The organism is uncultured Brevundimonas sp. (assembly GCF_963977465.1).
GTDB lineage: Bacteria > Pseudomonadota > Alphaproteobacteria > Caulobacterales > Caulobacteraceae > Brevundimonas.
Window position 1 is genome coordinate 143,718 of sequence record NZ_CAXBOQ010000003.1, and the last position, 21,846, is coordinate 165,563.

The window sequence follows — 21,846 nt, forward strand, 5'->3', positions numbered from 1 at the left end:
CTCAGGCTTTCGTTTTCAGGCGGTCGAGTACAAGGCGATAGCCTTGATGCGGCATGTCTTTCAGGGACCGGGCGACGCGCACGACCGTGGTCGGACTGGCCGGAGCCTGGGCGGCGATCTCGCGATAGGATTTGTCGCCAGCATCGAGCAGGCGCGCCACGTCCCAGCGCTCGGCAAAGGCGCGCAGTTCCGCCGGCGTGCACAGGTCGGCGAGGAAGGCATCCACCTCCTCGCGCGAGCGCAGGCACAACAAGGCGTCATACAGGGCGATGCGGTCGTCGGCGGCCTTGCGTACGGCCTTGGGTGAGGGGGCGTCGGTCATGATGCGTTCCACTATGCTGTAACGATGGTACAGTCAAGGGGCGTGGAGACTGAGGTCACCCTGTGTTGCAGACCTCGCATCCTCCGCTGAAAAATACCCGGTCATCTCAAAGGGCTGCGAAATTGTTCGCCCGATCTGTCAGCATCGATTCCCCTTGCCCTATAATGGCGGCGAGCAGGGATGGGCGGTTCCGTCGCTGGCAGGTTTGGCAGGGTTGGCACCCCGAATTCGCAAAACCGTGCCACGATCAACGGCCCGGACCCGGGGCGAGACTCGAGGCGTGTATTGAAAATTCTGATCATCGGCGCAGGGCACGCGGGCGGCACGGCGGCAGCCCTGCTGCGCCAGTACGGGCATCAGGGACCGATCGTGCTGGCGGGCACGGAACCGGCCGCCCCCTATCAGCGACCGCCCCTGTCCAAGGCCTGGCTGAAAGGTGAGGCCGATCTGGAGGCGCTGCTGTTGCGGCCGGAAAGCTTTTACGTCGAGCACGACATCGACCTGCGCACCGGGGTGACCGCCACCGCGATCGACGCGGCGGGCAAACGCGTGGAGTTCGCCGACGGTACGGTGGAAACCTATGACGCCCTGATCCTGGCCACCGGCTCCACGGCACGCAAACTGGCCGTCCCCGGAGCCGACCGGCCCGATCTGCTGGAGCTACGAACGCTCCAGGATGCAGAACGTCTGAAGGCCGCCCTGCGGCCGGGATCGCGTCTGGCCATTGTCGGTGGCGGCTATATCGGGCTGGAGGCCGCGGCCTCGGCCCGGGCGCTCGGGGCCGAGGTGGTGGTGCTGGAGCGGATGGACCGGGTACTGGCCCGGGTGGCCTCCGAGACCCTGTCGACCTTCTTCACCGACCTGCACCGGGCCCGGGGTGTCGACATCCGCACCGGGGTCGAGGTCACGGCCTTCGAGGACGGCGGCGTGCGGCTGGCCGACGGGTCCATGGTCGCGGCGGACGTGATTCTGGTCGGGGTCGGCGGGCTGGCCTGCGACGGCCTGGCGCGCGCGGCGGGGCTGACCTGTGACAATGGCGTGGTGGTCGATGAAAACGCGCGGACCTCGGACTCGTCGATCTATGCGCTGGGCGACATGACCTATCGGCCCCTGCCGGTCCATGGCGGCCGGATGCAGCGGCTGGAAAGCGTACCCAACGCCCTCGAACAGGCCAAACAGGCGGCGGCGGCGATCACCGGCCGTCCGGCCCCTGCACCCGAGGTGCCGTGGTTCTGGTCGGACCAGTATGAGATCAAGCTGCAGATCGCCGGCCTGCCGCACGACGCCGACCATCAACTGGTGCGCGGCGATCCGGCCGGGGGGCAGTTCGCCGTCTTCCATCTGGCTGGCGACCGCATCGTCAGTGTTGAGGCGGTCAACGCCCCGGCCGAATTCATGGGCGGACGGCAGCTGATCGGCCGCGCCACCCCGGTCGATACGGCGAAGCTGGTCGATCCGGCGGTGTCGATGAAGGCGGTGGTGCTCTAGGCTGAGCGCGTCACGGCGTCGGTGACGGCCGGACCGTCCAGCCGCTGGATCAGGGCGGCCAACGGCATAGGGCGGCCGATCAGATAGCCCTGGGCCATGTCGCAGCCCATGCCGCGCAACAGGGCCAGGGCGGTCTGGGTCTCGACCCCTTCGGCCGTGACCTTCAGGCCCAGGCCGTGGGCGAGGTCGATAGTCGATTTCACCAGCAGACCGTCGCGCGCCGACTGGTCCAGGGTCAGGATGAAACTCTTGTCGATCTTCAGCTCGTCGGCGCGGATCTGTTTCAGATAGGCCAGGGAGGACAGGCCTGAACCATAGTCGTCGATCGACACCGCGACGCCGGCCGCGGCGAACCGGTCGATGATGGCCAGCGCTACCTTGGGGTTGTCCATCACCGCGGTCTCGGTGATCTCGAAACACAGACGGGCGTCGGACGCCGCGATCTCGGCCAGGGCGAAGTCGGCGAAACTGTCGTCGGCCAGCAGCCGACCCGAGATATTGACCGACAGGATCAGATCGTGGCCTGCCGCCCGCAGGGCCGCATGGTCACGGATGGACTGGCGCACGACCCATTCGGTCAGGGGGCGGATATGGCCTGTTTCCTCCGCCATGGACACGAACAGGTCGGGGGCGACGACGCCGCGCCGCGGATGGGTCCAGCGGGCCAGGGCCTCGACCGCGGTCACGGCCTCGGCCCGGAAGTCATATTTGGGCTGATAGTTGAGCGAGAATTCGCCGTTGTTCAGCGCCTCCATCAGCTCGCTGATCAACGACAGATTGCCGCCGGGATCGCCATAGGCGCGGCTGTCGAACACGGCCGCCGGACGCCGGGCGGCCCGGGCCTGATCGACGGCGACGGCAGCTCGGTCGACGGCCGAGGCAATGTTCGGATCACTGCGGCCGGTACAGGAAAGGCCGGCGGTCAAGGCGATGTCCACCGGGGCCCCGTTCAGCAGAATCGGGGTGTCGGCCGCTTCGCAAAGGGCTTCAGCGAGGGCCTCGGCGGCCGCGTCGTCATCGGCCTCGACGATCATCCCCAGGGCTCCGGCCCCGACCCGGGCCATCGCCGCGCCGTCGCCGAGAGCGGACAGTCTCTCGCCCAGCACGCCCAGCAGTCGGGCCATCGAGTCATAGCCGATCGCATTGCGGACCACCTCGAAGCGGTCGACGCTGAACAGGATGACCCAGGCCCCGTTCTGGGCGGCGGCGCGACGTTCCAGGGCCAGGCGGTTGGGCAGGCCGGTTTCCTGATCGTGCAGGGCCATCTGGGTCAGCCGCACCTCACGGTCGCGGATATCCCCGGCCATCACGTTGAAATTGGCGGCGAGGCGGCCGATCTCGTCGTTTGATGTGACCGGAACCTCGGCGTGTTCGCCCTGCTGCAGCCGGTGCACCGCCTTGTCGAGGGCCGAGATTGGACGGGTCAGGCCCAGCGCCAGGCTCCAGGTGCCGATCAGCAGGACCAGCAGGCCGGCGCTGCCGATCGACGCCAGCCAGAACATCATCGCGCGATAGGGCTGCATCGCCAGCTTCATCGGATAGGTCAGCAACAGGGCGGCCGGGGCGTCGGGGTCAAAACTGGGCAGAGGTCGAACCAGGGACATCGCCTCCCCTTCAGCCGTGCGGACCGTGCCCGCGCGACGGTCGGTCCGGACCATCGCTTCGGCGATGCCGCGACTGCCGACCTTGGTCGCGGTGGAATTCTGCCAGCCGCCGGCGCTGCGGGTCAGAACCCGGGCGGTCAGAGGAATGGCCGACAGACCCTCGAGCTGCTGCATCTGGCCCGCATCCAGCTTCTGGGCAAAGACCACCCAGCCGATCAGGGTCGGGGCCATTACCGGGGCTGCCACCGCCTGATAGGGCTGGGCGTCGATGGTCAGGACACCGGCGTCGATCTCGCCGGACCTGAGCCCGGCCAGCAGGGTGTCGCTCGCAGCGTCATCGAGGATCAGACCGGTCGCCGTGGCCTGACCGTCCATGCCCAGAAGCAGCGCCCCATCGACCTTCTGCCGACGGCGCAGATCGTCTAGGATCGACCGGACGGTTGTCTCATCGCCGGAGGTGATGGCCTGGCGGAAGCCGGAGTCCCGGGCCAGGACCGTTGCTCCCTGGCCCAACTGGGCCGAGCGCGACTCCCAGACCTGGCCATAGACGGCCCCGGAGGCGGTCATTTCGCTCTGCACCACCTGACGGGCGCTGGCCGTGACAGCCGTGACCACGGCCAGGGCGACCAGCAGCAGGGCAGCCGCGAACAGGCCGGTGTAGAGCACGGCCAAACGGGTGCGCAGATGCCGGAAATGGATCGACCGGGCCATCAGATCGCGATGTCCCGGGTGCGAGCACGGCGGGCCCTGTTGTGATCAGAGGCAAGGTCGTGACGGCTCACGACCCAGCCGCCCCCCCGAGCCGGAGCGATACACCGACCGATAGCGGCGAGGGCGGGCGCGATACGCATGAAGCCCGGTCTACTCTCACTTGATGAAGTCAGGGTGAATCCGCCCCGGTGTGATCTCCGGCTGTGCGGCGGGTCGCCGTGAAGGTCTACCGGGTCAGCCGCAGGCCCACACCCACACTGCGCGGCGGGCCGAAGCCGGTGACGCCGGTCGCCGTCTGGGCCACTTCGACGTCGGCGTCGAACAGGTTCTCGGCCGCCAGCCACACGATCATGCCGGGGGCGATGACCCAGTCGGCGCGCAGGCCCAATGTCGTTGCCGCAGCCAGGGTGCGGCTGTTCAGGTCGTCGTCGAAACGGCGACTTTCATACTGGACGGTGCCCGCCAGCGTCAGCCGCGACGAGGCCTGCCAGTCCAGCCCGGCGGTCGCGCTCCAGATCGGGGCCTGGGCCGGACGCAGCCCGGTCAGCTGCGGGGCCTGATTTCCGCCGTCGAGACGGGCGTCGGTGACCGACACCGCCCCTCTCAGGCGCAGGTGGGTCCACAGCTGCCGGTCGCCGGTCAGCTCCAGCCCGGTCGCGGCGACGGTGCCCGCGTTCTGCCGCTGACGCAGGACCCCGCCGGCCGGGACGAACCCGGCGCGCGGGAACGTCCCCGGCCCGGCCCCGATGGTGACATTGACGATGGCGTCCTCGATCACATTGCGGAACAGGGTGACGGTCCAGCCGCCGTCGTCGCCGGTGTGGGACAGGCCGGCCTCGATACCGGTCAACCGCTCGGGCACAAGGGCGGCGTTGGCCTCGGTCAGGTCATTACCGACCCGGAATGGACGATAGAGCTCGTTCAGGGTCGCCGGCCGGAAGCTGGAATAGGTCGCGGCCCGCACGGCGTAGTCTCGGCCCAGCTCCCGACGGACGGCAAAGCGGGCGCTGGTCACGGTGCCGGATCGATCGGGGTCGGTTTCGTCCAGGGTGGTCAGGCCGGTGGTCAGGCTCCGTTCCAGACGCCGTCCGTTCTCGCTGGTCCAGTGATCGAGCCTGAGCCCCCCGGCCAGCAGCCAGTCGCTGCCGCGCCAGGCCCCCTCGCCATAAGCCCCGGCCACACTGGTTTCACCCCCCGCGCGGCGACTGCGGGTGAAGCCGGATCCGAAATTTCCGGACTGTTCATTGGTCTCGCCTTCAGCGCTGCGAGCATCGAGGCCCAGTTCCCACTCCAGCCGGCCACCGGCGATCGCCACGCCGGTGCGGCGCAGGGCGGCGTTCAGGCCCTGACCCGTCGCCGGGGTGTGGACCTGGTCATTGGCGGCGGTGGTCGCGCTGCGGTCGGCGGCGACGGCGACAAAGCCGTTGGTCAGGTTGCTGCGGGTCTGCCACGCCTGCAGCCGCCAGCCGGCCCGGTCAGCGGCGGGCTGACGGGCGAGGGTGGCGCTGAGACTGGAGCCGGAGGCATTGGCCCGCGCCCCGGCCAGACCGGACCCGCGATCCTCTTCCCAGGTCGAGGCCCGCAGCGACAGGGCGGCATCCCCCAGCGGCACATCGGCCCGCAGGGCGGCGCTGCGGGCGTCCAGATCCAGCGGCGTGTCGGCCGCCCCGGCCTGATCGCCACGGACGGGGACGTAGCCGTCGCTGGTGTCATACAGACCCGAGGCGACCAGACGGACCGGGCCCAGATCGGCGGTCGCGGATCCGGCGACGCGGCGACCCCCGCGGCTCGACACACCGGCGTCCAGAACGCTGTCCTTGTCGTCGCGTTCGCGCAGGGCGATAACCCCCGTCAGGGCCCCCGCCCCATAGGGACCGGCTCCGGCCCCGCGCACGATGTCGAGGCCGCTGAGGCTTTCCGGTGCCACCCTCGACCAGATGACCCAGCCACCGAACGGGTCGTTCAGCGGCACACCGTCGAGCGTGACCAGTGTGCGTCCGGCCCCCGAGGGGGCGATGGCGCGCAGCGAAATGCCCTGGGTCGTGGGATTGGCGGCCAGACTGGAGGTGCGGCGAAACAGGGACACCGCCGGAACCGTGGCCAGGGCCTCGTCGAGGCGTAGCGCACGACCCAGCGACTCATCGCCCAGACGCACCACCGAGAAGGCGGCCTCACCGGCGGCAGGCGGCAGCCGGGCGGCCGTGACGATGACTTCGGGCAACGGGGCGGGCGGAGCCTGGATCATCACGGCGTCACGCCCGCAGTCGGGCCAGCAACCCGGCGGCGAAGGTCGACAGGGTGTCGTCACGCGCGCCCATGACGATGATGCGGTCGCCCGGGCGAACCATGTCAATCAGCCGGTCGCCGCAGGCGTCGCGGGTCGCCAGGGCCTCGGCGTTGGCCCCGGCGGCGCGGATCCCGGCGGCGATGTCTTCGCTGCCGACGCTGCGGTCGGTGGTGCCGCCGTAATAGACCGGCTCGGGCATCAGCAGCACGTCGTCGGCCTGCATGCGGGCGGCGAAGACCTGGATGAACTCACGCTTCATCAGCTTCAGCGGCCCGAACCCGTGCGGCTGGAACAGGATCAGCAGACGACCTGGAAAGGCGTGCAGGGCATCAAGGGTGGCGGCGATCTTGTCGGGGTTATGGGCGAAGTCGTCGAGGATGGTGATGCCGGCGGCGCTGCCGACCACCTCCATGCGGCGGCGGATGCCGGCGAAGGTCTCGAGCGCCGCGACGGCCTCGGCCAGGGGTACGCCCAGCGCGCGCACGGCCCCCAGCGCGGCCAGGGCGTTGGCAACATTGTGGGCCCCGGGGACGTTCAGGGTGACCGGGACGCGGTCGTTGCCGGGACGCTCGACCAGGTTGAAACCCATGCCGGCCGGCAGCGGGCGCAGGTCGTGGGCTGACAGGTCGGCGGCGGCATTGTTGATCGAGAAGGTCACCGCCTTGCCCGCGTCCAGTCCGGCGGCGAGGTCTGCGGCCTCGGCATTGTCGAGGTTAAGGATGGCCGTGCGGGCCCGGTCGGCGAAGCCACCGAACAGGTCGCGCAGTTCTTCCATCGACTTGTGGTCCAGCGAGATGTTGGAGACCACGGCCACGGTCGGGTTGTAGCGGGCGATGGAGCCGTCGGACTCATCGACCTCGGATACGAACAGCTCGGGCCCGCCGATCAGGGCGCTGGCGAAGGGGTGATCGGCGTCGACGAAATTGGTCATCACCGCCCCGTTCATCACCGTGGGCTTGCGACCCGCACGGTCGAGGATCCAGGCGATCATGCCGGTAATGGTCGACTTGCCGCTGGTCCCGGCCACGCCGACGGACTGGGGGGCGGCATTGAACAGCTGCGACAGCAGTTCGGGGCGGGTGACGATCCGGGCCCCAACGCGGCGGGCGGCGGCGATGTCGGGCACCGTGTCCTCGACCGCACCGGTTGCGACGACGATCTGATCGGGATCTGTCAGGCCCGAGCCGTCCTGCGGATGCAGGGTAACGCCGTGCGCGGCTAGCCAAGCGAACTTGTCCGGGGTGCGGCCCTGGTCGCGCGAGCGGTCCGAGCCGTCGATACGACCACCCCGGCTCTGGACGATCATCGCCAGGGGCAGCATGCCGGATCCGCCGATGCCGCAGAAGAAATAGGAGGCGTTTGTGGTCATCTGGCTTGATCTGGAGGGCGAAACCGCGAAGGCTGGAACGGCCTGACTAGCACGGGCCCAGCGTGAGGCCAGCGGCCCAGTATGAAGATCGGCATAGTCAACGCCAGTTCGCGGCTGGACCCGGCCCGGGCCGAGGCGGTCCAGGGCTGGTTCGCCACCCATATTCCGGATGGCTCGGTCTCGGTGGTGTTTCACCCGGCCAGCTTCGGCAAGCACGGCCATTTCGGCGGCGACGACGCCAGTCGGGCCAGTGCCTTTGTCGAATTCGCCAACGACCCGCGGCTGGACGCCGTCTGGTTCGCGCGCGGCGGCTACGGGGCCTGCCGGATCGCCGAGGCGGTGCTGCCGCGGCTGGGGCCGGCGGCGCGCAAGAAGCGTTATCTCGGTTATTCCGATGCCGGCAGCCTGCTGGCAGGGCTGTACAAGGCGGGCTTTCCCCATGTGGCGCACGGGCCGATGGCGTCGGATTCGGTGCGGCGTGACGAGACCGCCTGGCGCGCAGTCAACTGGCTGGTGAGCGGCGACCCGACGTCCCTGGAGCCGTCGCTGGCGACGGACTCCCGCCCGGCCGTGGCCTTCAACCTGAGTATCCTCGACGCCCTGGTCGGGACCTATCTGGAGCCGGACCTGAGCGGCCATGTGCTGATGCTGGAGGATGTGTCGGAGCCTCTGTACCGGATCGACCGGATGATGTTCCACCTGACCGCCCAGCCGTCGATCCGACGCGTGGCGGGCATCCGGATGGGGCGGGTCTCGGCCATCGTCGAGAATGATCCCGAGTTCGGCATGACGGCCGAGGAGATCGCCCGCTACTGGTGCCAGCGGTCGGGGATCCCGTATCTGGGCGCAGCCGACATCGGCCACGATCGCGACAACAAGATCGTGCCCTTCGGCCCGCGGTGAGGCCGCGTTAAACCCCGCTGAACGTGTCGCACACAGCCGGGTCGCCGGACTGGTAGCCGCGCCGCAGCCATTCGACGCGCTGGGCCGAACTGCCGTGGGTGAAGCCCTCGGGGCTGACGCGACCGCCGCCACGCTGCTGCAGGGCGTCGTCGCCGATGGCGTTGGCGGTCTTCATGCCTTCCTCCAGATCGCCGGATTCGAGGGCGACCGCGCCGTTGGAGACGGCCGCGGCATTGGCGGCCCAGACCCCGGCGTAGCAGTCGGCCTGGAGCTCGAGCGCCACGGAATAGCGGTTGGCCTCGGCCTGGCCCCGGGCGCGCTGCTGGGCGGCCTGGACCTGTTGCGAGGCACCGGTCAGGGTCTGGACGTGATGGCCGAACTCATGGGCGATGACATAGGCGCGGGCGAAGTCGGCCCCCGAGGCCCCCAACTGGGTTTCCATGTCACGCCAGAAGCCCAGGTCCAGATAGACGGTCTTGTCTGTCGGGCAGTAGAAGGGGCCCATGGCGGCCTGGCCGAAGCCGCAACCGGTGTTGGTGCCCTGTTCGTAGAGTACGACACGAGGAGCCTGATAGCCCTGCAGGTTGGCGGTCCAGACGTCGTTGATATTGGCCCCGACGACGTCGACGAACTGACCGGCCTGGTCTTCCGGGGTACCGGTGCGCCCGGCTTCCTGGACGCCGGCCCCTCCGAACTGGCTGGCCAACTGGGTGGTGGTCGAGGGGTCGATGCCGAACACGAAATAGCCGATCGCCGCCAGCACCATGACGCCGATACCGCCGCCGGCCATGGCCCCGCCGCCCATGCCGCGTCGATCCTCAATGCCGCCACCGCGACGTCCACCCTGCCAACGCATCTGATCGCTCTCCCTGCCCTGCCTTGCCGCAAGCTAGGCTGGAACGCCGCAGAAGGCCAAGGGATGCAACGGGGTGTGCCTAGCGCGGATCGCGGTCCAGCCAGGCGTCGATCTGGGTGGTTCCGCTGACCCCGGCCTCGCGGCGGGCCCGGGCCTGTTCGGGGGTGACGGGCGGGCGGGGCGTCCAGCTGTCGACCGGCGGCACCGGCTGGCGTGCGGCCTGAAGGTCCATCACCCGCAGCCGGGTCTCCAGCGCCTGTTGCCGGGCGAAGGTCTCGCGTTGGTCAGCCTCGAGCCGCAGCCGCTCCATCTCATAACGGTGGCGGTCGGCTTGGTAACGCGCCTGATCAGCGGAGTTCGACCACGGTTGGCCGGCCAGGGGCGCGACCTGGGCCGCGACCGGCCAGACGCAGGCGAGCATGGAGACCGTGACGGGGATGAGGGCAAGTCGGGTCATGGTGTGAAGATGGGGGCGAACCCGGCGAGGACCAAGCGCGGCCGCGGGGGGCACCTTTTGCGAGCCACCTGCAACCCCGGACCGACCCGGCCATTGTTTGGGATCATCCCCCACAGTGAGGTGCGCCATGACTGAAGTGACTCCCAAGGCCCCCGGCTTCGGCCGTGACGAGGATATGGAACAGTCGCGGCCGTCGCACCGTCCGGCCAAAGCCGATCTGGACGGGGACGCGGCGGCGGCGGCGGACAAGCCGATCACCGTCTCGCCTGACCCGGACGAAGACGAGCGTCCCGAAAGCTAGGGCAGGGCCCAGACGCGGGTGCGCTTGATCTCGAAATCCTCGAGCTCGCGCGTGGTCGGAACGCTGTATTCGGCCAGCAGGTCGAGCCCCTCGCGCGGGAAATACGTGCGTTTCGGGTCGCCGATCAGCACCCGGGTGCCGCGGGCACGCGCCGCCGCCAGCCAGGCCAGCACCTCGGCCGCCATCGGCTGTTCGTAGCAGACGTCCCCGGCCAGGATGACGTCGACCTCGGGCGGTGGCCCGGCCAGCAGGTTGGCGGCCGTGAAGTCGACGGTCACGCCGTTCAGGGCGGTGTTGGCCGCCACCGCCGCGCCGCAGAAGGGGTCGATGTCGGCGCACAGTACATGGGCCGCCCCGGCGCGGGCGGCCGCGATGCCGACCAGTCCCGAACCGGCGGCGAAATCCAGCACCCGCCGCCCGGCGACTTCCCGCGGATGGTCCAGCACCCAGCGCGCCAGGGCCTGACCGCCGGCCCAGGCGAAGGCCCAGAACGGCGGCGGCAGGCCCAGCGCGCCCAGCTCGTCTTCGGTCAGCCGCCAGATCGGCGTCACCTCATCGGCCAGCCACAGCGAAATCTCGGGCGCATGCGGCACCGGCTGAATCCGGGTGTTGGCGGCGATGAAGGCGGCAGGGTCGGGAATGCGGGTCATTGAGCCCGGCTGGTGGGCGGCGACGGGCGGCGGGTCAAGAGGCGGAGAGACCGCGGTGGTCGGCGTGCAGCCGACTTCCGGTCGTGGACTTGAGACGCCAGACTCAGCCCGCCCGCCTTGCGAAATGGCCGGCGCGCCAGGCCAGCCAGATCACCGCGAGACCGACGGCGGTGCAGACGACCAGTCCGGGTAGCGAGGCCTCGGGACCGAATGCACCGCCCGTCAGCCATTCAGGAACGCCCGGTCGCGCCGTACTGCGGGCGATCGAAGGCCCGAAGTCGCCGCCGGAGACCGCCGCGCCGAACAGATAGCCCTGGGTGAAATTCCAGGCCGCATGCACCCCGATCGATACCCAGATCCGGCCGGTGAGGGCATAGAACGCCCCCAGCATGATCCCGGCCTCCAGCGCGATACTGACGGCGGCGAACACGGTCGCGTTGGGATTGGCGATATGGCCGAAGCCGAACAGGGCGGCGGACAGGGCGAAGGCCACCCACGGGCCGAAGGCGCGCCAGATCAGGCGCAGCAGGACGGCGCGGATCATCAGTTCCTCGATCACGCCCGACTGGATCGCCTTGCCGGCGGAGACCCAGGCCGGGGCCAAGCCGAGAGACTGGATGTCATAGAGACCGAACACCGCCATCAGGCCCATCACTGCGGCGAACATCAGTCCCCCGACCAGCAGGCCGACACCCAGTTCCGGCACCAGCGGCCGCAGGGCGATTTCGGTCGGCCTGCGGCCCTCGGCCAGCCACACCGCCAGACCGTAGACGACCAGGGCGACGACAGCTCCGATGACGGTGGCCGCCAGCTGCGCCATCCCTGACGTTTGCGGCCACCATTTGCCCAGCGCCTCTGACGTCGGCAAGGAGGTCAGCGCGATCAGGAAGAACAGGGCCACCGCCCAGCCGACGGCCCTCAGCCAGCGCAAGGGCCCGGGATGCAGGAAGCGCCGCTCACCGAGCTCTATCGGATGCACACCCTGGCCAGCCGTGAGGGCGCGCGTCAGTCCGGGCACCGAAAACAGTTTCGAACGCATGGGGATCTCTATTGATCAGGATGTTTCAGGAATGGTCGGGGGCGGAGAGTGCTTCGGCCGCGGCCGTGATGCGCACGCCGAAAGGACGCTGGTTCAGAGCGTCGATCGCTTCGCCGAGAATTGCGGAAAGCGGGGCTGAAAGTTCCGCATCCAGCTGGTTGGCTGCGTTGTTGGTCGCGGCCCACTGGCGTTGCAGGGCCGGGATCATGGCCTCGGTCTTCGGTGTCAGGGCCACGATTCGCTCGCGCGCATCGGCACCGGGACTCAACACGACCAGTCCGTTCCTGGACATCTGGGAGATCGTCTGGCTGACAGCGGAATGGCTGATGCCGATCTCGGCCGCGACGGCCTTGATGGAGGTCGGCCCCAAGCTCATCAGGGCGCGCAGAACGGGCGTGAAGCGCGGTCGCCATGTCAGACCTGACGCCGCATAGGCAGACTCGACCTCGCGGTCGAGCCGCTCGATCAGGCACCGCACGAGCGTGCCAAGAGTGGGCGAGGAAGGCGACATGAAGGCGATGTATAAGCGCTGTTGTATGCTGTCAACATACTGCTGGCGCGAAAACAAACATTAACTGCGGTGTGTCCTGAGGTTCGCGCTCGGTCGATATCAGACCGCGAGACTCGGCCGGGGCTTTAGGGTGCGTTCGGCCTCCGGATGACCGTCGTCCGGGCCGGGCGAGGCTGGGGGGCGATTTGGGGCGGGCTGTCCGGCAGGGAGAAGGAAATCGGCCGGGAACACCCCTCGCCCGACCGCTCCAGCAACAGATAGCCGCGGACGCTGCCGTCCGCCCGGTAGAGGGGGTCCGGCTGCAGGCGGGCTTCCGGTTCGCCCGCCGCCTGCTGGAATCGGCCGTTGGGGCATTCGGGTACGGCCGTCAGGATCGTTTCACCGTTCGGCGACCGCTGCTGATGGATGGTCAGGCGGTCGCCCGGCGACTGGGGCAGCGGCTGGGCGACAAGCAATAGCAACAACGGGAGCATCGGCATACCTCCTTGCCGGGTGACGATAGCGTATGACAACCGATCCGGCAAAGGCGGTTGCCGCCCTCTCCCGGTCTTCGGTGCTCTGTGCCACAGTGGCGATCGAGACCCGCCACAGCCGCGTGATCCAGGGGCCCGCATGCCGACCGATCTGATCGACCGCATCTATGAATGCTCCGTTGTGCCGGAGCTGTGGCCGACCGTGCTGGACGACCTGGCCAACCTGACCGAGGCGCGCGGTGGCCTGCTGTTCTCGGCGCACAAGGCCCTGTGCTGGACCGCCTCGGGCTCGGTGCGGGACGTGTTCGACGAATACGTCAACGAGGGCTGGTTCAAACGGTGCAGCCGCCGGGTGTGTCTGATGAGCCAGTCGGAACCGTCCTTCTTCGTCGAGCAGGATTTCTGGAGTGAGGACCAGCTGGGCGCTGATCCCATCTACCGCGACTTTTTCCGGCCGCACGGCCTCGGCTGGTCGGCGGGGACCGGACTGCGAGTGCCGAGCGGCGACAATATCGTGTTCAGCATCGAGCGGGCGTTCGAGCGCGGGCCGATCGAGATCGAACATGTCGAACGCCTGAACACCCTGCGCCCGCATCTGGCACGCAGTGCCCTGGTCAGTTCGCGGCTGGGGTTGCAGCGGGCCCGCGGCGCGGCCGAGGCGCTGACGGATATGGGGCTGCCGGCCCTGTTGCTGGACGAGGACGGGCGGGTGGTCGAGGCCAATGCCTTGATGGAAGCCATGCCCGGGCGGGTCGGGCTGGGCGCGAACGATCGCCTGGTGCTGGCCGATCGCGGTGCCCAGGCGCGGTTGACCGAAGCCATGTCGACGATCACGGCCACGGCGGGGGTGACGCCCTGCACCGTTCCGCTGCGTGACGAGGTCGGTCGGGCGACCATGGTCCTGCATCTGATGCCGGTTCGACGCTCGGCCCATGACATTTTCGGCCGGGGCTATGCCCTGCTGCTTATCACCCCGGTTGCGGCCGACCGGGCCCCGTCGCTGGAGCTGATGCGCTCGCTGTTCGACCTGACGGTGTCCGAGGCGCGGGTGGCGCGTGGTCTGGCCATCGGCAAGTCTCTGGAGATGATCGCAACCGAGGGGGACGTGGCCATTACCACCGTGCGTTCGCAGCTGCGCCGGGTGCTGGAAAAGACCGGCTGCACCCGTCAGGCCGAGGTCGCCGCCCTGTTGGCCAGCGTGGCGGTGGCCCCGGTCTGAGCGCCCCGACCGCACGGCGGTTGCTCTGAGAAACCCTGTTCGTTTCATCTGTTTGGATGACGACCGCGCGACCCCTGACGGTCAGGATGCCCTCATGTCGCGGCCCGGCCGCGTGTTCAGGGAGACAGACCGATGCAGACGTTCATCCGTACCGCCGCCGCGACCGGACTGGCGCTGGCCATGGCAATTCCCGCTCCGTCGTTGGCCCAGAACCGCAGGGAGCCGCAACTGCAGGTCTCCTACCCGACTGATGGCGCGATGACCTGTGACCAGCTGCTGGTCGAGATCGGCCGGATGGAGCAGATCGCGGGTACCTCGGCGGAGAACGCCCAGAACGCCCAGAACCAGGGTGCGCTGGCGGATGGGGCGGCCGGGGTGGCCATCAACGCCGCCGCCTATTCCGGGGCGCTCGCTGCCGTGCCCGGCCTCGGGGCCTTCGCCAATATGGCCGGCGGGGCCGCGCGCCGGAACGCCGAAGCCCGCGCCCGGGCCGAGGCCGAACGGATCCGTATCGCCGACCAGCGCCGAAGCCTGCTGAGCGGCATCTATCAGGGTCGGCAATGCGGTGTGCCTGCGGCCCCACCTGTGGCCGCGGCCACCGCGACCACGGAGTCCGCAACGCCCGCGGAGACGCCGGTGCCCACAGCGGGCGACTGACGAGCCATCTCTCCCCGGTTGCCATATCGGACCTTGCCCCGTCCGGTACCCCCTTGGCTGGTCCCGTCCGGGCCCACGGACTGACGTCGGTGATCCGCTACTGAGGGACGGGGGTGGCGCTGCTCGCCTGCCTCAACACCGCGGCGTAGCCGCTCGCCACCTCCATGCCCGCGCCCTGCGGCCTGGCGCGCACCGCCCGGTGCAGGTCGGCCAGCTTCCAGCAGGGCACGTGCATGAACAGGTGATGTTCGGCGTGGAAATTGACCCAGTAGGGGGCGATCAGGATGCGCTCCCACCAACTGGCGCGGGTGGTGCGGGCGGCGCGGAAGGCGTCAGTCGCCGAGCCCTCGACACAGGCGTGTTCGGCGATATTGCGCAGCCGGGTGACCAGCGGGAACCAGGTCGCCAGCGGCAGCAGCCACAGGGCGAAATACGCCCACCAGACCCCGGCCAGGGTCAGGGCTGAGAGCATGAGCGCATTGACGATCAGGAAGGGGGCGACGGATTTCCCTGTTACCACGGCCCCCTCTGCGGTGTCTTCGTCCCGCTGCGACGCATAGGCCCGGAAGGCGAACAGCACCCGCTGCTTGAAGAAGGTCTGGCCGGTCAGGTCGCGGATGATCTTTCGCCGCAGCGAGGCGCGGGTGACCGGGAAGGGGGCCGACAGGACCAGGTCGGGGTCCTCGGGGTTCTGGGCGTATTTGTGATGGCTGAGATGATAGGGGCGATAGTCACCCAGATCGGCCCCGATCGGCACCGCGCACAGCCAGTGGCCGAGAAAATCATTATGCTTGAGGTCCTTCGCCAGGGCCCCGTGGGCGGCCTCGTGCATCAATATCGCCAGACCCAGTTGGCGGGTACCGATGACCATGACGCAGAGCGGGATCAGGATCGGCCAGATGACCCCGACCAGCACAGCCAGGGCGATGACGCCCCAGGCGTGGGCCACCAGCAGCGGACCGCGCCAGGCCGACCGCGTCTGGAACGGGGCCCATTCGGCGGTAGTGAACAGCTGGGTCGGGGAGACGCGGGGCGCGGCAGACATGGGTCCAGTATAGGCCGTTTTGGCGGGTCTTCAAAGACAACGCGCTTTGTCAGGCGTATCTGACAAAAAGTCAGGTTGACATGACGTCGCGGTATTGTAAGGTAGCCCTGACATCACGTCAGGAGAACATGTCATGTTGGCTCTCGGAAAATCCACCACCGCCGCCCACCGCAAATATGTGTGGCGAACCATGGCCTTCATGAGCGGCTATGTCGCCGTGATGGTGGCCACCATCTTCGGGGCCTTTGACGATATCCAGGGTCAGCCGTCCGCGTGGATCCTGGCCGCAGCGGTCACCGCCCCGATCGTCGGTCAGATTTGGGCCACACTGATGATGATGCGCGACTCCGATGAGTTCGTGCGGGCGGTCACGGCCAAACAGTTCATCATCGCCGCCGGGGTGGCCATGGCCCTGTTCACCGGCTGGGGTTTCGGTGAGTCCTTCGCCGGTGCGCCGCACGCCGAGGGCTGGCTGATCTATCCGCTGTTCTGGGGCGTGCAGGGCGTGATCGCCCCGTTTGTCCGGACCTCGAACTGATGCGCAATCAGCTGAAATTGCTGCGCACCGAACGCGGCTGGACCCAGGAACAACTGGGCCAGCAGCTGGGGGTGTCGCGTCAGGCGGTCAATGCGCTGGAGACCGAGAAGCACGACCCCTCGCTGGACTTGGCCTACCGCATCGCCGTGCTGTTTGACCGGCCGGTGGAAGCGATCTTCGACAACCCCCATAGCTGACCAAAAGTCAGATTAACCTTACACAACTGGAGACGATCATGATGTTCATGTCCCGACATGGCGGCGGTCGCACGCTGCGCGCTTTCGCCCTGGTTTCGGCCGTGCTGCTGGGAGCCGGAGGTCTGGCCCTGGCGGCCCGGGCCGAGACTGCGCCGGCGGTCCAGACCGCGTCGGACTTCACCTCGGACCGGCTGTCGGTCGAGGTGATCGGCTCTGGCCCCGATGTGATCCTGATCCCGGGCTTCGGGTCGTCGCGCGAGGTGTGGCGGGCCGAGGCCGAACGACTGGCCCCGACGCACCGGGTGCATCTGGTGCAGGAGGCCGGGTTTGCCGGTGAGCCCTGGAGTCACGGTGACGACGCCTTCGTCCAGCCGGTGGTCGATGCCCTGGCCGCCTATATTGACGCGGCCGGGCTGGAGCGGCTGGCGGTGATCGGCCATTCGATGGGCGGGCTGGAGGCCCTGATGCTGGCCCAGCAGCATCCGGACCAGGTCGGACGGGTCATGAGCGTCGACAGCCTGCCGTTCTTCAGCGCCATGTTCGGACCGCAGGTCACAAGCGCCAGCGCCCGACCCTTCGCCGACCAGGCGGCGGCGACGATACTGAACGCCGACGAAGCAGGCTTCCGCACCGGTCAGGAACAGACAGCCGCCGGCCTGGCGCGGGATCCGGCAACGCGGACGGCGATGGTGGAATGGTCAATGGCCTCGGACCGGCAGGCCATGGCCGCCGCCATCCGTGACGTGATGATCACCGATGTCCGCCCGGGACTGGCGACGATGACCACGCCGGTCTGGGCCATCTATGCCGCCGACGCTGACGGCGGCACACCGGCGGCCATGGCCGACTCGATGTGGGCCGGCCAGTACGCCGACCTGCCGGGGGTGACCCTGATCCGGGTCGACGACAGCCGCCATTTCATCATGGCCGACCAGCCCGCGCGGTTCGCGACGATCGTCGATCGCTTTCTGGCCGACTGAGGAAGATCAGTTCGCCGGTGCGGCCACAGGCTGGCCGGCGAACTCGTCGGCGTAGGCTCCGGCCAGCAGGGTGCGGAACTGCGTCAGCGGCAGGGTGATCTCATAGCCGCCCTCGGCATAGGGGCCGACCTGATAGGGGCCGATCAGGAAGGTCAGGCCGCCGGCCTTGCCGTCGACCGTGCCGGGCGTGAGGACGAACGGCGTGGCCGCGGCGCGCGGACAGGCCCAGTCGCGGGCCCCGAGCGCCACGGGCGCGGTGTTGGGGCTGCGCGCCTTCTTGGCCGCGTTGATCGCCGCACACAGGGCCTGGTCGAGACCCGCCAGATCGGCTCCACGCCGGAACAGGGTGACCGGGGTGACCATCTGTTTCAGCGCCTTGTCCCAGAGAATGCCGGTGGTCTGGGTATTGGGATGGGCCCCGCCGGAAAAGTCGAAAGCCTCGCGCTTGAGGCTGAACAGTTTGCCCGTCTCCGCGGCCGGGGTCAGGGTGATCCTCTTTTCGTAACGGCCGATGGCAGAGTCATTGCCGGCCTCGCTGCGGTCGGCCTGGGCTCCCTCGGTGAACTGGCGCAGGCGACGGACTTCCTCGGCATACAGGCGGGCATGCAGGTCGGTCTGGGGCTTGATCGCCTCGGGCAGGACCAATTCGACTTCGGCGTATTCGGTGGTCAGGGCGAAGCCCATCGGCGCGGCGGCGTCCGCCGGGGTGATCTCGGCGGGAGCTTCGGCCGCGGGCAGGGGCGCGGGGTCCGGCTCCGCCTCGCGTCGGTTGCAGCCGGCGAGGGCGGTGGCGACGGCTGCGGTCAGCAGCAGGGCGCGGAGTGCGGTCATGGAACGGTCCTTCATGTCGGCCACCCTACAGTACCCAGGATGATGGCGAGAAGCAGGATCAACCCCGCCTCGCGATTGGATCGGAACAGGCGCAGGGCCAGAACCGGGTCGTCGGGGCGCACATCGCGCGCCTGTCGGAACAGGTGCGCCGCCCACGGCAGCAGGGCCACATAGAAGACCGGGCCGAGGCCCGCGGTCAGGCCTACGGCGACGGTCAGGATGACGGTGACGATGTAGAAGAACCCGACGCCCCGTTGCACATTGGTGCCCAGCCGTCGGGCCGAGGATTTGACCCCGACCATGGCGTCATCCTCGATGTCCTGCAGGGCGTAGATGGTGTCGTAGCCCAGGGTCCAGAACACGCCCCCGAGGTAGAGGAGAAGGGCGGCCGGGGTGATCGTGCCGGTAACGGCGGCGAATCCCATCAGCGCCCCCCAGTTGAAGGTCAGGCCCAGCCAGGCCTGGGGCCACCAGGTGATGCGCTTCATGAACGGATAGGCAGCGACGAGCGCAAGAGAGCCGACGCCGAGCAACACGGCCGTCAGGTTCAGGGTCAGCAGGATCAGCAGGCTGACCAGCGAACAGCCGATGACGAAGGCCCAGGCCTGTTTCACCGAAATCTGGCCCGACGGGATCGGGCGCAGGGCGGTGCGGGCGACCCGGGCGTCGATGTCGCGGTCGACGATGTCGTTGAAGGCGCAGCCCGCCGCCCGCATCAGGGTGGCCCCCAGCGCGAAGGCCAGGACCAGCCAGGCGTCATACAGGTCGGGCGTCTGGCGAAACTGGCTGAGGGCCAGGGCGATGCCCGACCATCCCGGCAGCAACAGCAGCCAGATGCCGATCGGGCGGTCGAACCGGCCCAGCTTCAGCCACGGCTTCAGACGCTCCGGCGCGTGACGGTCGACCCAGTTGGCACCGGCGTCGGGGAGGGGGGCTGAACTCATGGCACAGCACTAGCGCGTCCGGCCCCGACGGGTGAAGGGGCCGCCAATTGAAAACGGGCGCGAAACCCGAAAGCCCCGCGCCCGTCTGATCTCAACGTCCGAAGGGACGCTCGGCTCAAAGAACCTTGAGGTCGATCGCGGAGGTCTTGCCGCGCTGGGATTCCAGCTCGTACTCGACCTTGGCGTTCTCATCGAGGCCCTGCAGACCAGCCTTCTGAACGGCGGTGATGTGGACGAAAACGTCCGCGCCGCCGCTGTCGGGCTGAATGAAGCCGAAGCCTTTGGTGGGGTTGAACCACTTGACCGTGCCGGTCGCCATATCTGCGCTCTCCATAAACGCGCTTCTCCAGGCGGGTTCTCACGCGGAGAAACCCGACAATCCATCTGGACGGCTCGTTCAGGCGAAGGAGCAAGACATGGGTTTGGACCCCACGCAAAATCCGGACTGCGAGGGTGTTTTCTCGCGTCTGCCGACCATGGTCAAGCCGTAACGATTCGCGTGTGCGGTGCAGTCAGGCCGGAACAGGTCAGGCACACAGGCCCCGAGGGGCCCCGTCGAGGTGCAGATGGTCGTGATGCTCGCGGTTGTAATCCGGACTGAGAACGGTCGAAAAGACGCGGCAGGCCCCGGTGCGGATGCGTTTGAGAAAGCGGCGGGCGTCCTGGCCGGATCGCCCCTCGCCGGTCCAGTCGCCGGCGATGGAGATGACCCGCCCGTCCTCAAGAGTCACCGCCGCGACGTCGAGGGCATTGGCCCGGGCGTGTTCGCTGGGCCGGGCATCGGTCTCCGTCCGGCCGTAGATGCGACGGCAGGCATAGCTGCCGTAGTTCTGTACGCTGGCGACCGGAGAACGGAGGATGTCGCGGGCGGCCGGCTGCAGCACCTGACGGTCCCAGATGACGTAGCGCATGGCCATCGGGCACTGCATGACCAGACCCCCGGGGGCCAGGGGGGTGACCGCCCCGCCGGTGATACGCACCGCGCCGCGGACCACGCAGAAGCCGCCATCGTCACGATCCGGGACCCGTTCGACGGTGACCCCGGCCTCGCGCAGCACCTGCATACAGGCGTCGGTGACGGCCTTGGTCTCTTCCGCGGCGGCGGTACGGGGGATGTCGAAGTCGGCGACCTTGGCCGCGGTGGCCTGGCCGATCGGATGGCTGAGGTCCAGCGGTTTCCACGGCAGGTCCTGATGCGGCGCGAAGGCATTGAGCAGGGCAAAGCCGGCGCAGACGCCCAGCGCCAACTCCCACAGCAGATTCCAGAAGTCAGCGAAGTCCCGATCCATGTTCGGTCAGACTAGCCTCCGCCTGTGACGGCGGAAAGGCGGTTCAGGCGGCGGCGATCGGCACCAGACGTTCGGCGAGGGCCTGGACGGCGGCTCCTCCGACCCGACCGTCGTTGCACAGGATGATGATACCGACGCCCTTCTGCGGCGCGAGCAGAATCAGGGCCTGCCAGAAGGTGTTCGACCCCTCGTGGGCCAGGATCGGTCCGGGACCGTCGATGCCGGCCCAAGGCACGGTCCGGGTCAGCCAGCCATCAGCATAGCCGGGGGGCGGCCCGTCAGCCGGGGTGGTCAGCCAGCCTATGGATTCAGGCGTCAGCCAGTCGTCACCGGTCGTCAGGAAGGTTTGGGCGAAGCGCGCATAATCCGCCAGGCTCATATGCACGGTGCCGGCCGGGCCGAGCGCCAGGGGGTTGTCGGAAAAGGGACTGGTGGGATCCATTGGTGTCGTGCCCGCAGTGTGGCCCCAGGGCGCGGGGTCCGGTGGCGGCCCGAAGCCGGCGCTGCCCAGTCCCAGCGGCGTGAACACCTCGGCCCGCATGGCGTCTTCCCACGATCGGCCGGTGGCGGCCTCGATCGCGGCACCGACGACGATATAGTTGGCATTGCCATAGGCGAAGGTCCCGACCGGTCCTGAGGGCGGGCGGGAAAAGGCCTGAGCTGCGATGGCGGCACGCTGCTCCATCAGGGATCGGGGGTCGTCGCGGGCGGTCATCAGCCACGGCAGGCCGATGACATCGGCGTCCATCAGTCCGGCGCGGTGATGCATCAGGGCGGTCAGCGGCACGTCGGTCCAGGCCGGGTCGACGCTCAACGCGGGAAAGGCACCGCCAACCGTCAGGTCGGGACGCATCCGGCCCTGTTCCACCAGCCGGGCGATCACGGTGGCGGTCATGGCCTTGGTGTTGGACCCCAGGTGCCAGCGATCCTCCAGTGTTGCCGGTTCGCTTCCCCCGTGCCGCCGCACACCGCGCACACCGGACCAGGTCAGACCTTCACGCGAGATGATCCCGGCCGCCAGGGCCGGGGGCGCAGTGCTCTCGAACACCGCGTCGAGGGCGGCGTCGGCGGTGCCGCTGTCGGACCTGGCGAAAGCCGGCAACGCGGCGAGGGTGGGCAGGGCGGCGAGACCGCCCATCAGGACGCGGCGTGTGGTGAGCATCGTTGGGGTCCCG

General features: G+C 68.7%; 24 protein-coding genes. 8 read left to right on the top strand and 16 right to left on the bottom strand.

Annotated features, from left to right (window positions below; all coding sequences use genetic code 11):
* Position 1 precedes the first annotated feature (1 nt).
* On the bottom strand, positions 2–322 hold the full coding sequence (locus tag AAC067_RS07650; protein ID WP_339931161.1) for a YerC/YecD family TrpR-related protein: 321 nt from the start codon (positions 320–322) through the stop codon (positions 2–4).
* A gap of 285 nt (positions 323–607) precedes the next feature.
* Between AAC067_RS07650 and AAC067_RS07655 the strand changes: the two genes are divergently transcribed.
* Complete coding sequence (locus AAC067_RS07655) at positions 608–1,810, top strand: FAD-dependent oxidoreductase (protein WP_339931163.1); 1,203 nt, start codon at positions 608–610, stop codon at positions 1,808–1,810.
* Here AAC067_RS07655 and AAC067_RS07660 read toward each other — a convergent pair.
* The 3 genes from AAC067_RS07660 to AAC067_RS07670 all read right to left on the bottom strand — a co-directional run bounded on the left by AAC067_RS07660 (position 1,807) and on the right by AAC067_RS07670 (position 7,781).
* Positions 1,807–4,125, bottom strand: coding sequence for an EAL domain-containing protein (locus AAC067_RS07660; RefSeq protein WP_339931165.1), 2,319 nt, complete (start codon positions 4,123–4,125; stop codon positions 1,807–1,809). The genes AAC067_RS07655 and AAC067_RS07660 overlap by 4 nt on opposite strands.
* A gap of 226 nt (positions 4,126–4,351) precedes the next feature.
* Positions 4,352–6,370: a TonB-dependent receptor gene (locus AAC067_RS07665; protein WP_339931167.1), complete on the bottom strand. Its 2,019-nt coding sequence runs from the start codon at positions 6,368–6,370 to the stop codon at positions 4,352–4,354.
* Positions 6,371–6,377: 7 nt separating this feature from the next.
* Entirely contained in the window at positions 6,378–7,781 is a 1,404-nt protein-coding gene (locus AAC067_RS07670; protein ID WP_339931169.1) for a Mur ligase family protein, read from the bottom strand.
* 81 nt (positions 7,782–7,862) lie between these two features.
* Between AAC067_RS07670 and AAC067_RS07675 the strand changes: the two genes are divergently transcribed.
* Entirely contained in the window at positions 7,863–8,684 is an 822-nt protein-coding gene (locus tag AAC067_RS07675) for an LD-carboxypeptidase (RefSeq protein ID WP_339931171.1), read from the top strand.
* 7 nt (positions 8,685–8,691) lie between these two features.
* Here the strand turns inward: AAC067_RS07675 and AAC067_RS07680 are convergent, their stop codons facing one another.
* The gene (locus AAC067_RS07680) at positions 8,692–9,540 is read right to left on the bottom strand and encodes a neutral zinc metallopeptidase (RefSeq protein ID WP_339931173.1); all 849 of its coding nucleotides are present in this window, start codon (positions 9,538–9,540) and stop codon (positions 8,692–8,694) included.
* 79 nt (positions 9,541–9,619) lie between these two features.
* Complete coding sequence (locus tag AAC067_RS07685; RefSeq protein WP_339931175.1) at positions 9,620–9,997, bottom strand: hypothetical protein; 378 nt, start codon at positions 9,995–9,997, stop codon at positions 9,620–9,622.
* Positions 9,998–10,124: 127 nt separating this feature from the next.
* On the opposite strand from AAC067_RS07685, the gene AAC067_RS07690 reads away from it, so the two are divergent.
* Complete coding sequence (locus tag AAC067_RS07690) at positions 10,125–10,298, top strand: hypothetical protein (protein WP_339931177.1); 174 nt, start codon at positions 10,125–10,127, stop codon at positions 10,296–10,298.
* On the opposite strand, the gene AAC067_RS07695 is transcribed toward AAC067_RS07690, so the two are convergent.
* The 4 genes from AAC067_RS07695 to AAC067_RS07710 all read right to left on the bottom strand — a co-directional run bounded on the left by AAC067_RS07695 (position 10,295) and on the right by AAC067_RS07710 (position 12,971).
* Positions 10,295–10,948: a methyltransferase gene (locus AAC067_RS07695; RefSeq protein ID WP_339931179.1), complete on the bottom strand. Its 654-nt coding sequence runs from the start codon at positions 10,946–10,948 to the stop codon at positions 10,295–10,297. The two genes, AAC067_RS07690 and AAC067_RS07695, sit on opposite strands and share 4 nt — an antisense overlap.
* Positions 10,949–11,051: 103 nt before the next feature.
* Positions 11,052–11,987 (bottom strand): CPBP family intramembrane glutamic endopeptidase, encoded by a 936-nt coding sequence (locus tag AAC067_RS07700; RefSeq protein ID WP_339931181.1) that lies wholly within the window; start codon positions 11,985–11,987, stop codon positions 11,052–11,054.
* Between the two features lie 25 nt (positions 11,988–12,012).
* The gene (locus AAC067_RS07705; RefSeq protein ID WP_339931183.1) at positions 12,013–12,555 is read right to left on the bottom strand and encodes a MarR family winged helix-turn-helix transcriptional regulator; all 543 of its coding nucleotides are present in this window, start codon (positions 12,553–12,555) and stop codon (positions 12,013–12,015) included.
* Positions 12,556–12,623: 68 nt separating this feature from the next.
* Positions 12,624–12,971 carry a hypothetical protein gene (locus tag AAC067_RS07710; RefSeq protein WP_339931185.1) on the bottom strand — a complete coding sequence of 116 codons (348 nt, stop codon included), beginning with the start codon at positions 12,969–12,971 and terminating at the stop codon, positions 12,624–12,626.
* A 139-nt stretch (positions 12,972–13,110) separates the two neighbouring features.
* Here AAC067_RS07710 and AAC067_RS07715 point away from each other — a divergent pair, with 139 nt between their 5' ends.
* Both AAC067_RS07715 and AAC067_RS07720 read left to right on the top strand, forming a co-directional pair.
* Positions 13,111–14,190, top strand: coding sequence for a LuxR C-terminal-related transcriptional regulator (locus AAC067_RS07715; protein ID WP_339931187.1), 1,080 nt, complete (start codon positions 13,111–13,113; stop codon positions 14,188–14,190).
* A 132-nt stretch (positions 14,191–14,322) separates the two neighbouring features.
* Complete coding sequence (locus tag AAC067_RS07720) at positions 14,323–14,847, top strand: hypothetical protein (protein WP_339931189.1); 525 nt, start codon at positions 14,323–14,325, stop codon at positions 14,845–14,847.
* Between the two features lie 97 nt (positions 14,848–14,944).
* On the opposite strand, the gene AAC067_RS07725 is transcribed toward AAC067_RS07720, so the two are convergent.
* Positions 14,945–15,892: a fatty acid desaturase family protein gene (locus tag AAC067_RS07725; protein ID WP_339931191.1), complete on the bottom strand. Its 948-nt coding sequence runs from the start codon at positions 15,890–15,892 to the stop codon at positions 14,945–14,947.
* Between the two features lie 133 nt (positions 15,893–16,025).
* Here AAC067_RS07725 and AAC067_RS07730 point away from each other — a divergent pair, with 133 nt between their 5' ends.
* The 3 genes from AAC067_RS07730 to AAC067_RS07740 are packed head-to-tail and all read left to right on the top strand — an operon-like array spanning position 16,026 to position 17,607.
* Positions 16,026–16,430: a hypothetical protein gene (locus tag AAC067_RS07730; protein ID WP_339931193.1), complete on the top strand. Its 405-nt coding sequence runs from the start codon at positions 16,026–16,028 to the stop codon at positions 16,428–16,430.
* The gene (locus AAC067_RS07735) at positions 16,430–16,627 is read left to right on the top strand and encodes a helix-turn-helix transcriptional regulator (RefSeq protein ID WP_339931195.1); all 198 of its coding nucleotides are present in this window, start codon (positions 16,430–16,432) and stop codon (positions 16,625–16,627) included. The genes AAC067_RS07730 and AAC067_RS07735 overlap by 1 nt, the downstream gene beginning before the upstream one ends.
* 38 nt (positions 16,628–16,665) lie before the next feature.
* On the top strand, positions 16,666–17,607 hold the full coding sequence (locus AAC067_RS07740) for an alpha/beta hydrolase (RefSeq protein ID WP_339931197.1): 942 nt from the start codon (positions 16,666–16,668) through the stop codon (positions 17,605–17,607).
* A gap of 6 nt (positions 17,608–17,613) precedes the next feature.
* On the opposite strand, the gene AAC067_RS07745 is transcribed toward AAC067_RS07740, so the two are convergent.
* From AAC067_RS07745 to AAC067_RS07765, 5 genes are all read right to left on the bottom strand, one after another.
* Complete coding sequence (locus AAC067_RS07745) at positions 17,614–18,438, bottom strand: RsiV family protein (RefSeq protein WP_339931199.1); 825 nt, start codon at positions 18,436–18,438, stop codon at positions 17,614–17,616.
* Positions 18,439–18,449: 11 nt separating this feature from the next.
* Positions 18,450–19,382: a 4-hydroxybenzoate octaprenyltransferase gene (gene ubiA / locus AAC067_RS07750; RefSeq protein WP_339931201.1), complete on the bottom strand. Its 933-nt coding sequence runs from the start codon at positions 19,380–19,382 to the stop codon at positions 18,450–18,452.
* A gap of 115 nt (positions 19,383–19,497) precedes the next feature.
* Complete coding sequence (locus AAC067_RS07755; protein ID WP_300445832.1) at positions 19,498–19,701, bottom strand: cold-shock protein; 204 nt, start codon at positions 19,699–19,701, stop codon at positions 19,498–19,500.
* A 208-nt stretch (positions 19,702–19,909) separates the two neighbouring features.
* Positions 19,910–20,671, bottom strand: coding sequence for an extensin family protein (locus tag AAC067_RS07760; protein ID WP_339931203.1), 762 nt, complete (start codon positions 20,669–20,671; stop codon positions 19,910–19,912).
* A gap of 43 nt (positions 20,672–20,714) precedes the next feature.
* Positions 20,715–21,833, bottom strand: a complete 1,119-nt coding sequence (locus AAC067_RS07765) for a serine hydrolase domain-containing protein (protein WP_339931205.1) — start codon at positions 21,831–21,833, stop codon at positions 20,715–20,717.
* Positions 21,834–21,846 lie beyond the last annotated feature (13 nt).

Excerpts from the sequence above, each read along its gene's own strand:
- AAC067_RS07650 (WP_339931161.1), bottom strand. The coding sequence starts at position 322 with ATGACCGACGCCCCCTCACCCAAGGCCGTACGCAAGGCCGCCGACGAC.
- AAC067_RS07660 (WP_339931165.1), bottom strand. The coding sequence starts at position 4,125 with ATGGCCCGGTCGATCCATTTCCGGCATCTGCGCACCCGTTTGGCCGTG.
- AAC067_RS07665 (WP_339931167.1), bottom strand. The coding sequence starts at position 6,370 with ATGATCCAGGCTCCGCCCGCCCCGTTGCCCGAAGTCATCGTCACGGCC.
- AAC067_RS07670 (WP_339931169.1), bottom strand. The coding sequence starts at position 7,781 with ATGACCACAAACGCCTCCTATTTCTTCTGCGGCATCGGCGGATCCGGC.
- AAC067_RS07675 (WP_339931171.1), top strand. The coding sequence starts at position 7,863 with ATGAAGATCGGCATAGTCAACGCCAGTTCGCGGCTGGACCCGGCCCGG.
- AAC067_RS07680 (WP_339931173.1), bottom strand. The coding sequence starts at position 9,540 with ATGCGTTGGCAGGGTGGACGTCGCGGTGGCGGCATTGAGGATCGACGC.
- AAC067_RS07685 (WP_339931175.1), bottom strand. The coding sequence starts at position 9,997 with ATGACCCGACTTGCCCTCATCCCCGTCACGGTCTCCATGCTCGCCTGC.
- AAC067_RS07690 (WP_339931177.1), top strand. The coding sequence starts at position 10,125 with ATGACTGAAGTGACTCCCAAGGCCCCCGGCTTCGGCCGTGACGAGGAT.
- AAC067_RS07695 (WP_339931179.1), bottom strand. The coding sequence starts at position 10,948 with ATGACCCGCATTCCCGACCCTGCCGCCTTCATCGCCGCCAACACCCGG.
- AAC067_RS07700 (WP_339931181.1), bottom strand. The coding sequence starts at position 11,987 with ATGCGTTCGAAACTGTTTTCGGTGCCCGGACTGACGCGCGCCCTCACG.
- AAC067_RS07710 (WP_339931185.1), bottom strand. The coding sequence starts at position 12,971 with ATGCTCCCGTTGTTGCTATTGCTTGTCGCCCAGCCGCTGCCCCAGTCG.
- AAC067_RS07715 (WP_339931187.1), top strand. The coding sequence starts at position 13,111 with ATGCCGACCGATCTGATCGACCGCATCTATGAATGCTCCGTTGTGCCG.
- AAC067_RS07720 (WP_339931189.1), top strand. The coding sequence starts at position 14,323 with ATGCAGACGTTCATCCGTACCGCCGCCGCGACCGGACTGGCGCTGGCC.
- AAC067_RS07725 (WP_339931191.1), bottom strand. The coding sequence starts at position 15,892 with ATGTCTGCCGCGCCCCGCGTCTCCCCGACCCAGCTGTTCACTACCGCC.
- AAC067_RS07730 (WP_339931193.1), top strand. The coding sequence starts at position 16,026 with ATGTTGGCTCTCGGAAAATCCACCACCGCCGCCCACCGCAAATATGTG.
- AAC067_RS07735 (WP_339931195.1), top strand. The coding sequence starts at position 16,430 with ATGCGCAATCAGCTGAAATTGCTGCGCACCGAACGCGGCTGGACCCAG.
- AAC067_RS07740 (WP_339931197.1), top strand. The coding sequence starts at position 16,666 with ATGATGTTCATGTCCCGACATGGCGGCGGTCGCACGCTGCGCGCTTTC.
- AAC067_RS07745 (WP_339931199.1), bottom strand. The coding sequence starts at position 18,438 with ATGACCGCACTCCGCGCCCTGCTGCTGACCGCAGCCGTCGCCACCGCC.
- ubiA (WP_339931201.1), bottom strand. The coding sequence starts at position 19,382 with ATGAGTTCAGCCCCCCTCCCCGACGCCGGTGCCAACTGGGTCGACCGT.
- AAC067_RS07755 (WP_300445832.1), bottom strand. The coding sequence starts at position 19,701 with ATGGCGACCGGCACGGTCAAGTGGTTCAACCCCACCAAAGGCTTCGGC.
- AAC067_RS07760 (WP_339931203.1), bottom strand. The coding sequence starts at position 20,671 with ATGGATCGGGACTTCGCTGACTTCTGGAATCTGCTGTGGGAGTTGGCG.
- AAC067_RS07765 (WP_339931205.1), bottom strand. The coding sequence starts at position 21,833 with ATGCTCACCACACGCCGCGTCCTGATGGGCGGTCTCGCCGCCCTGCCC.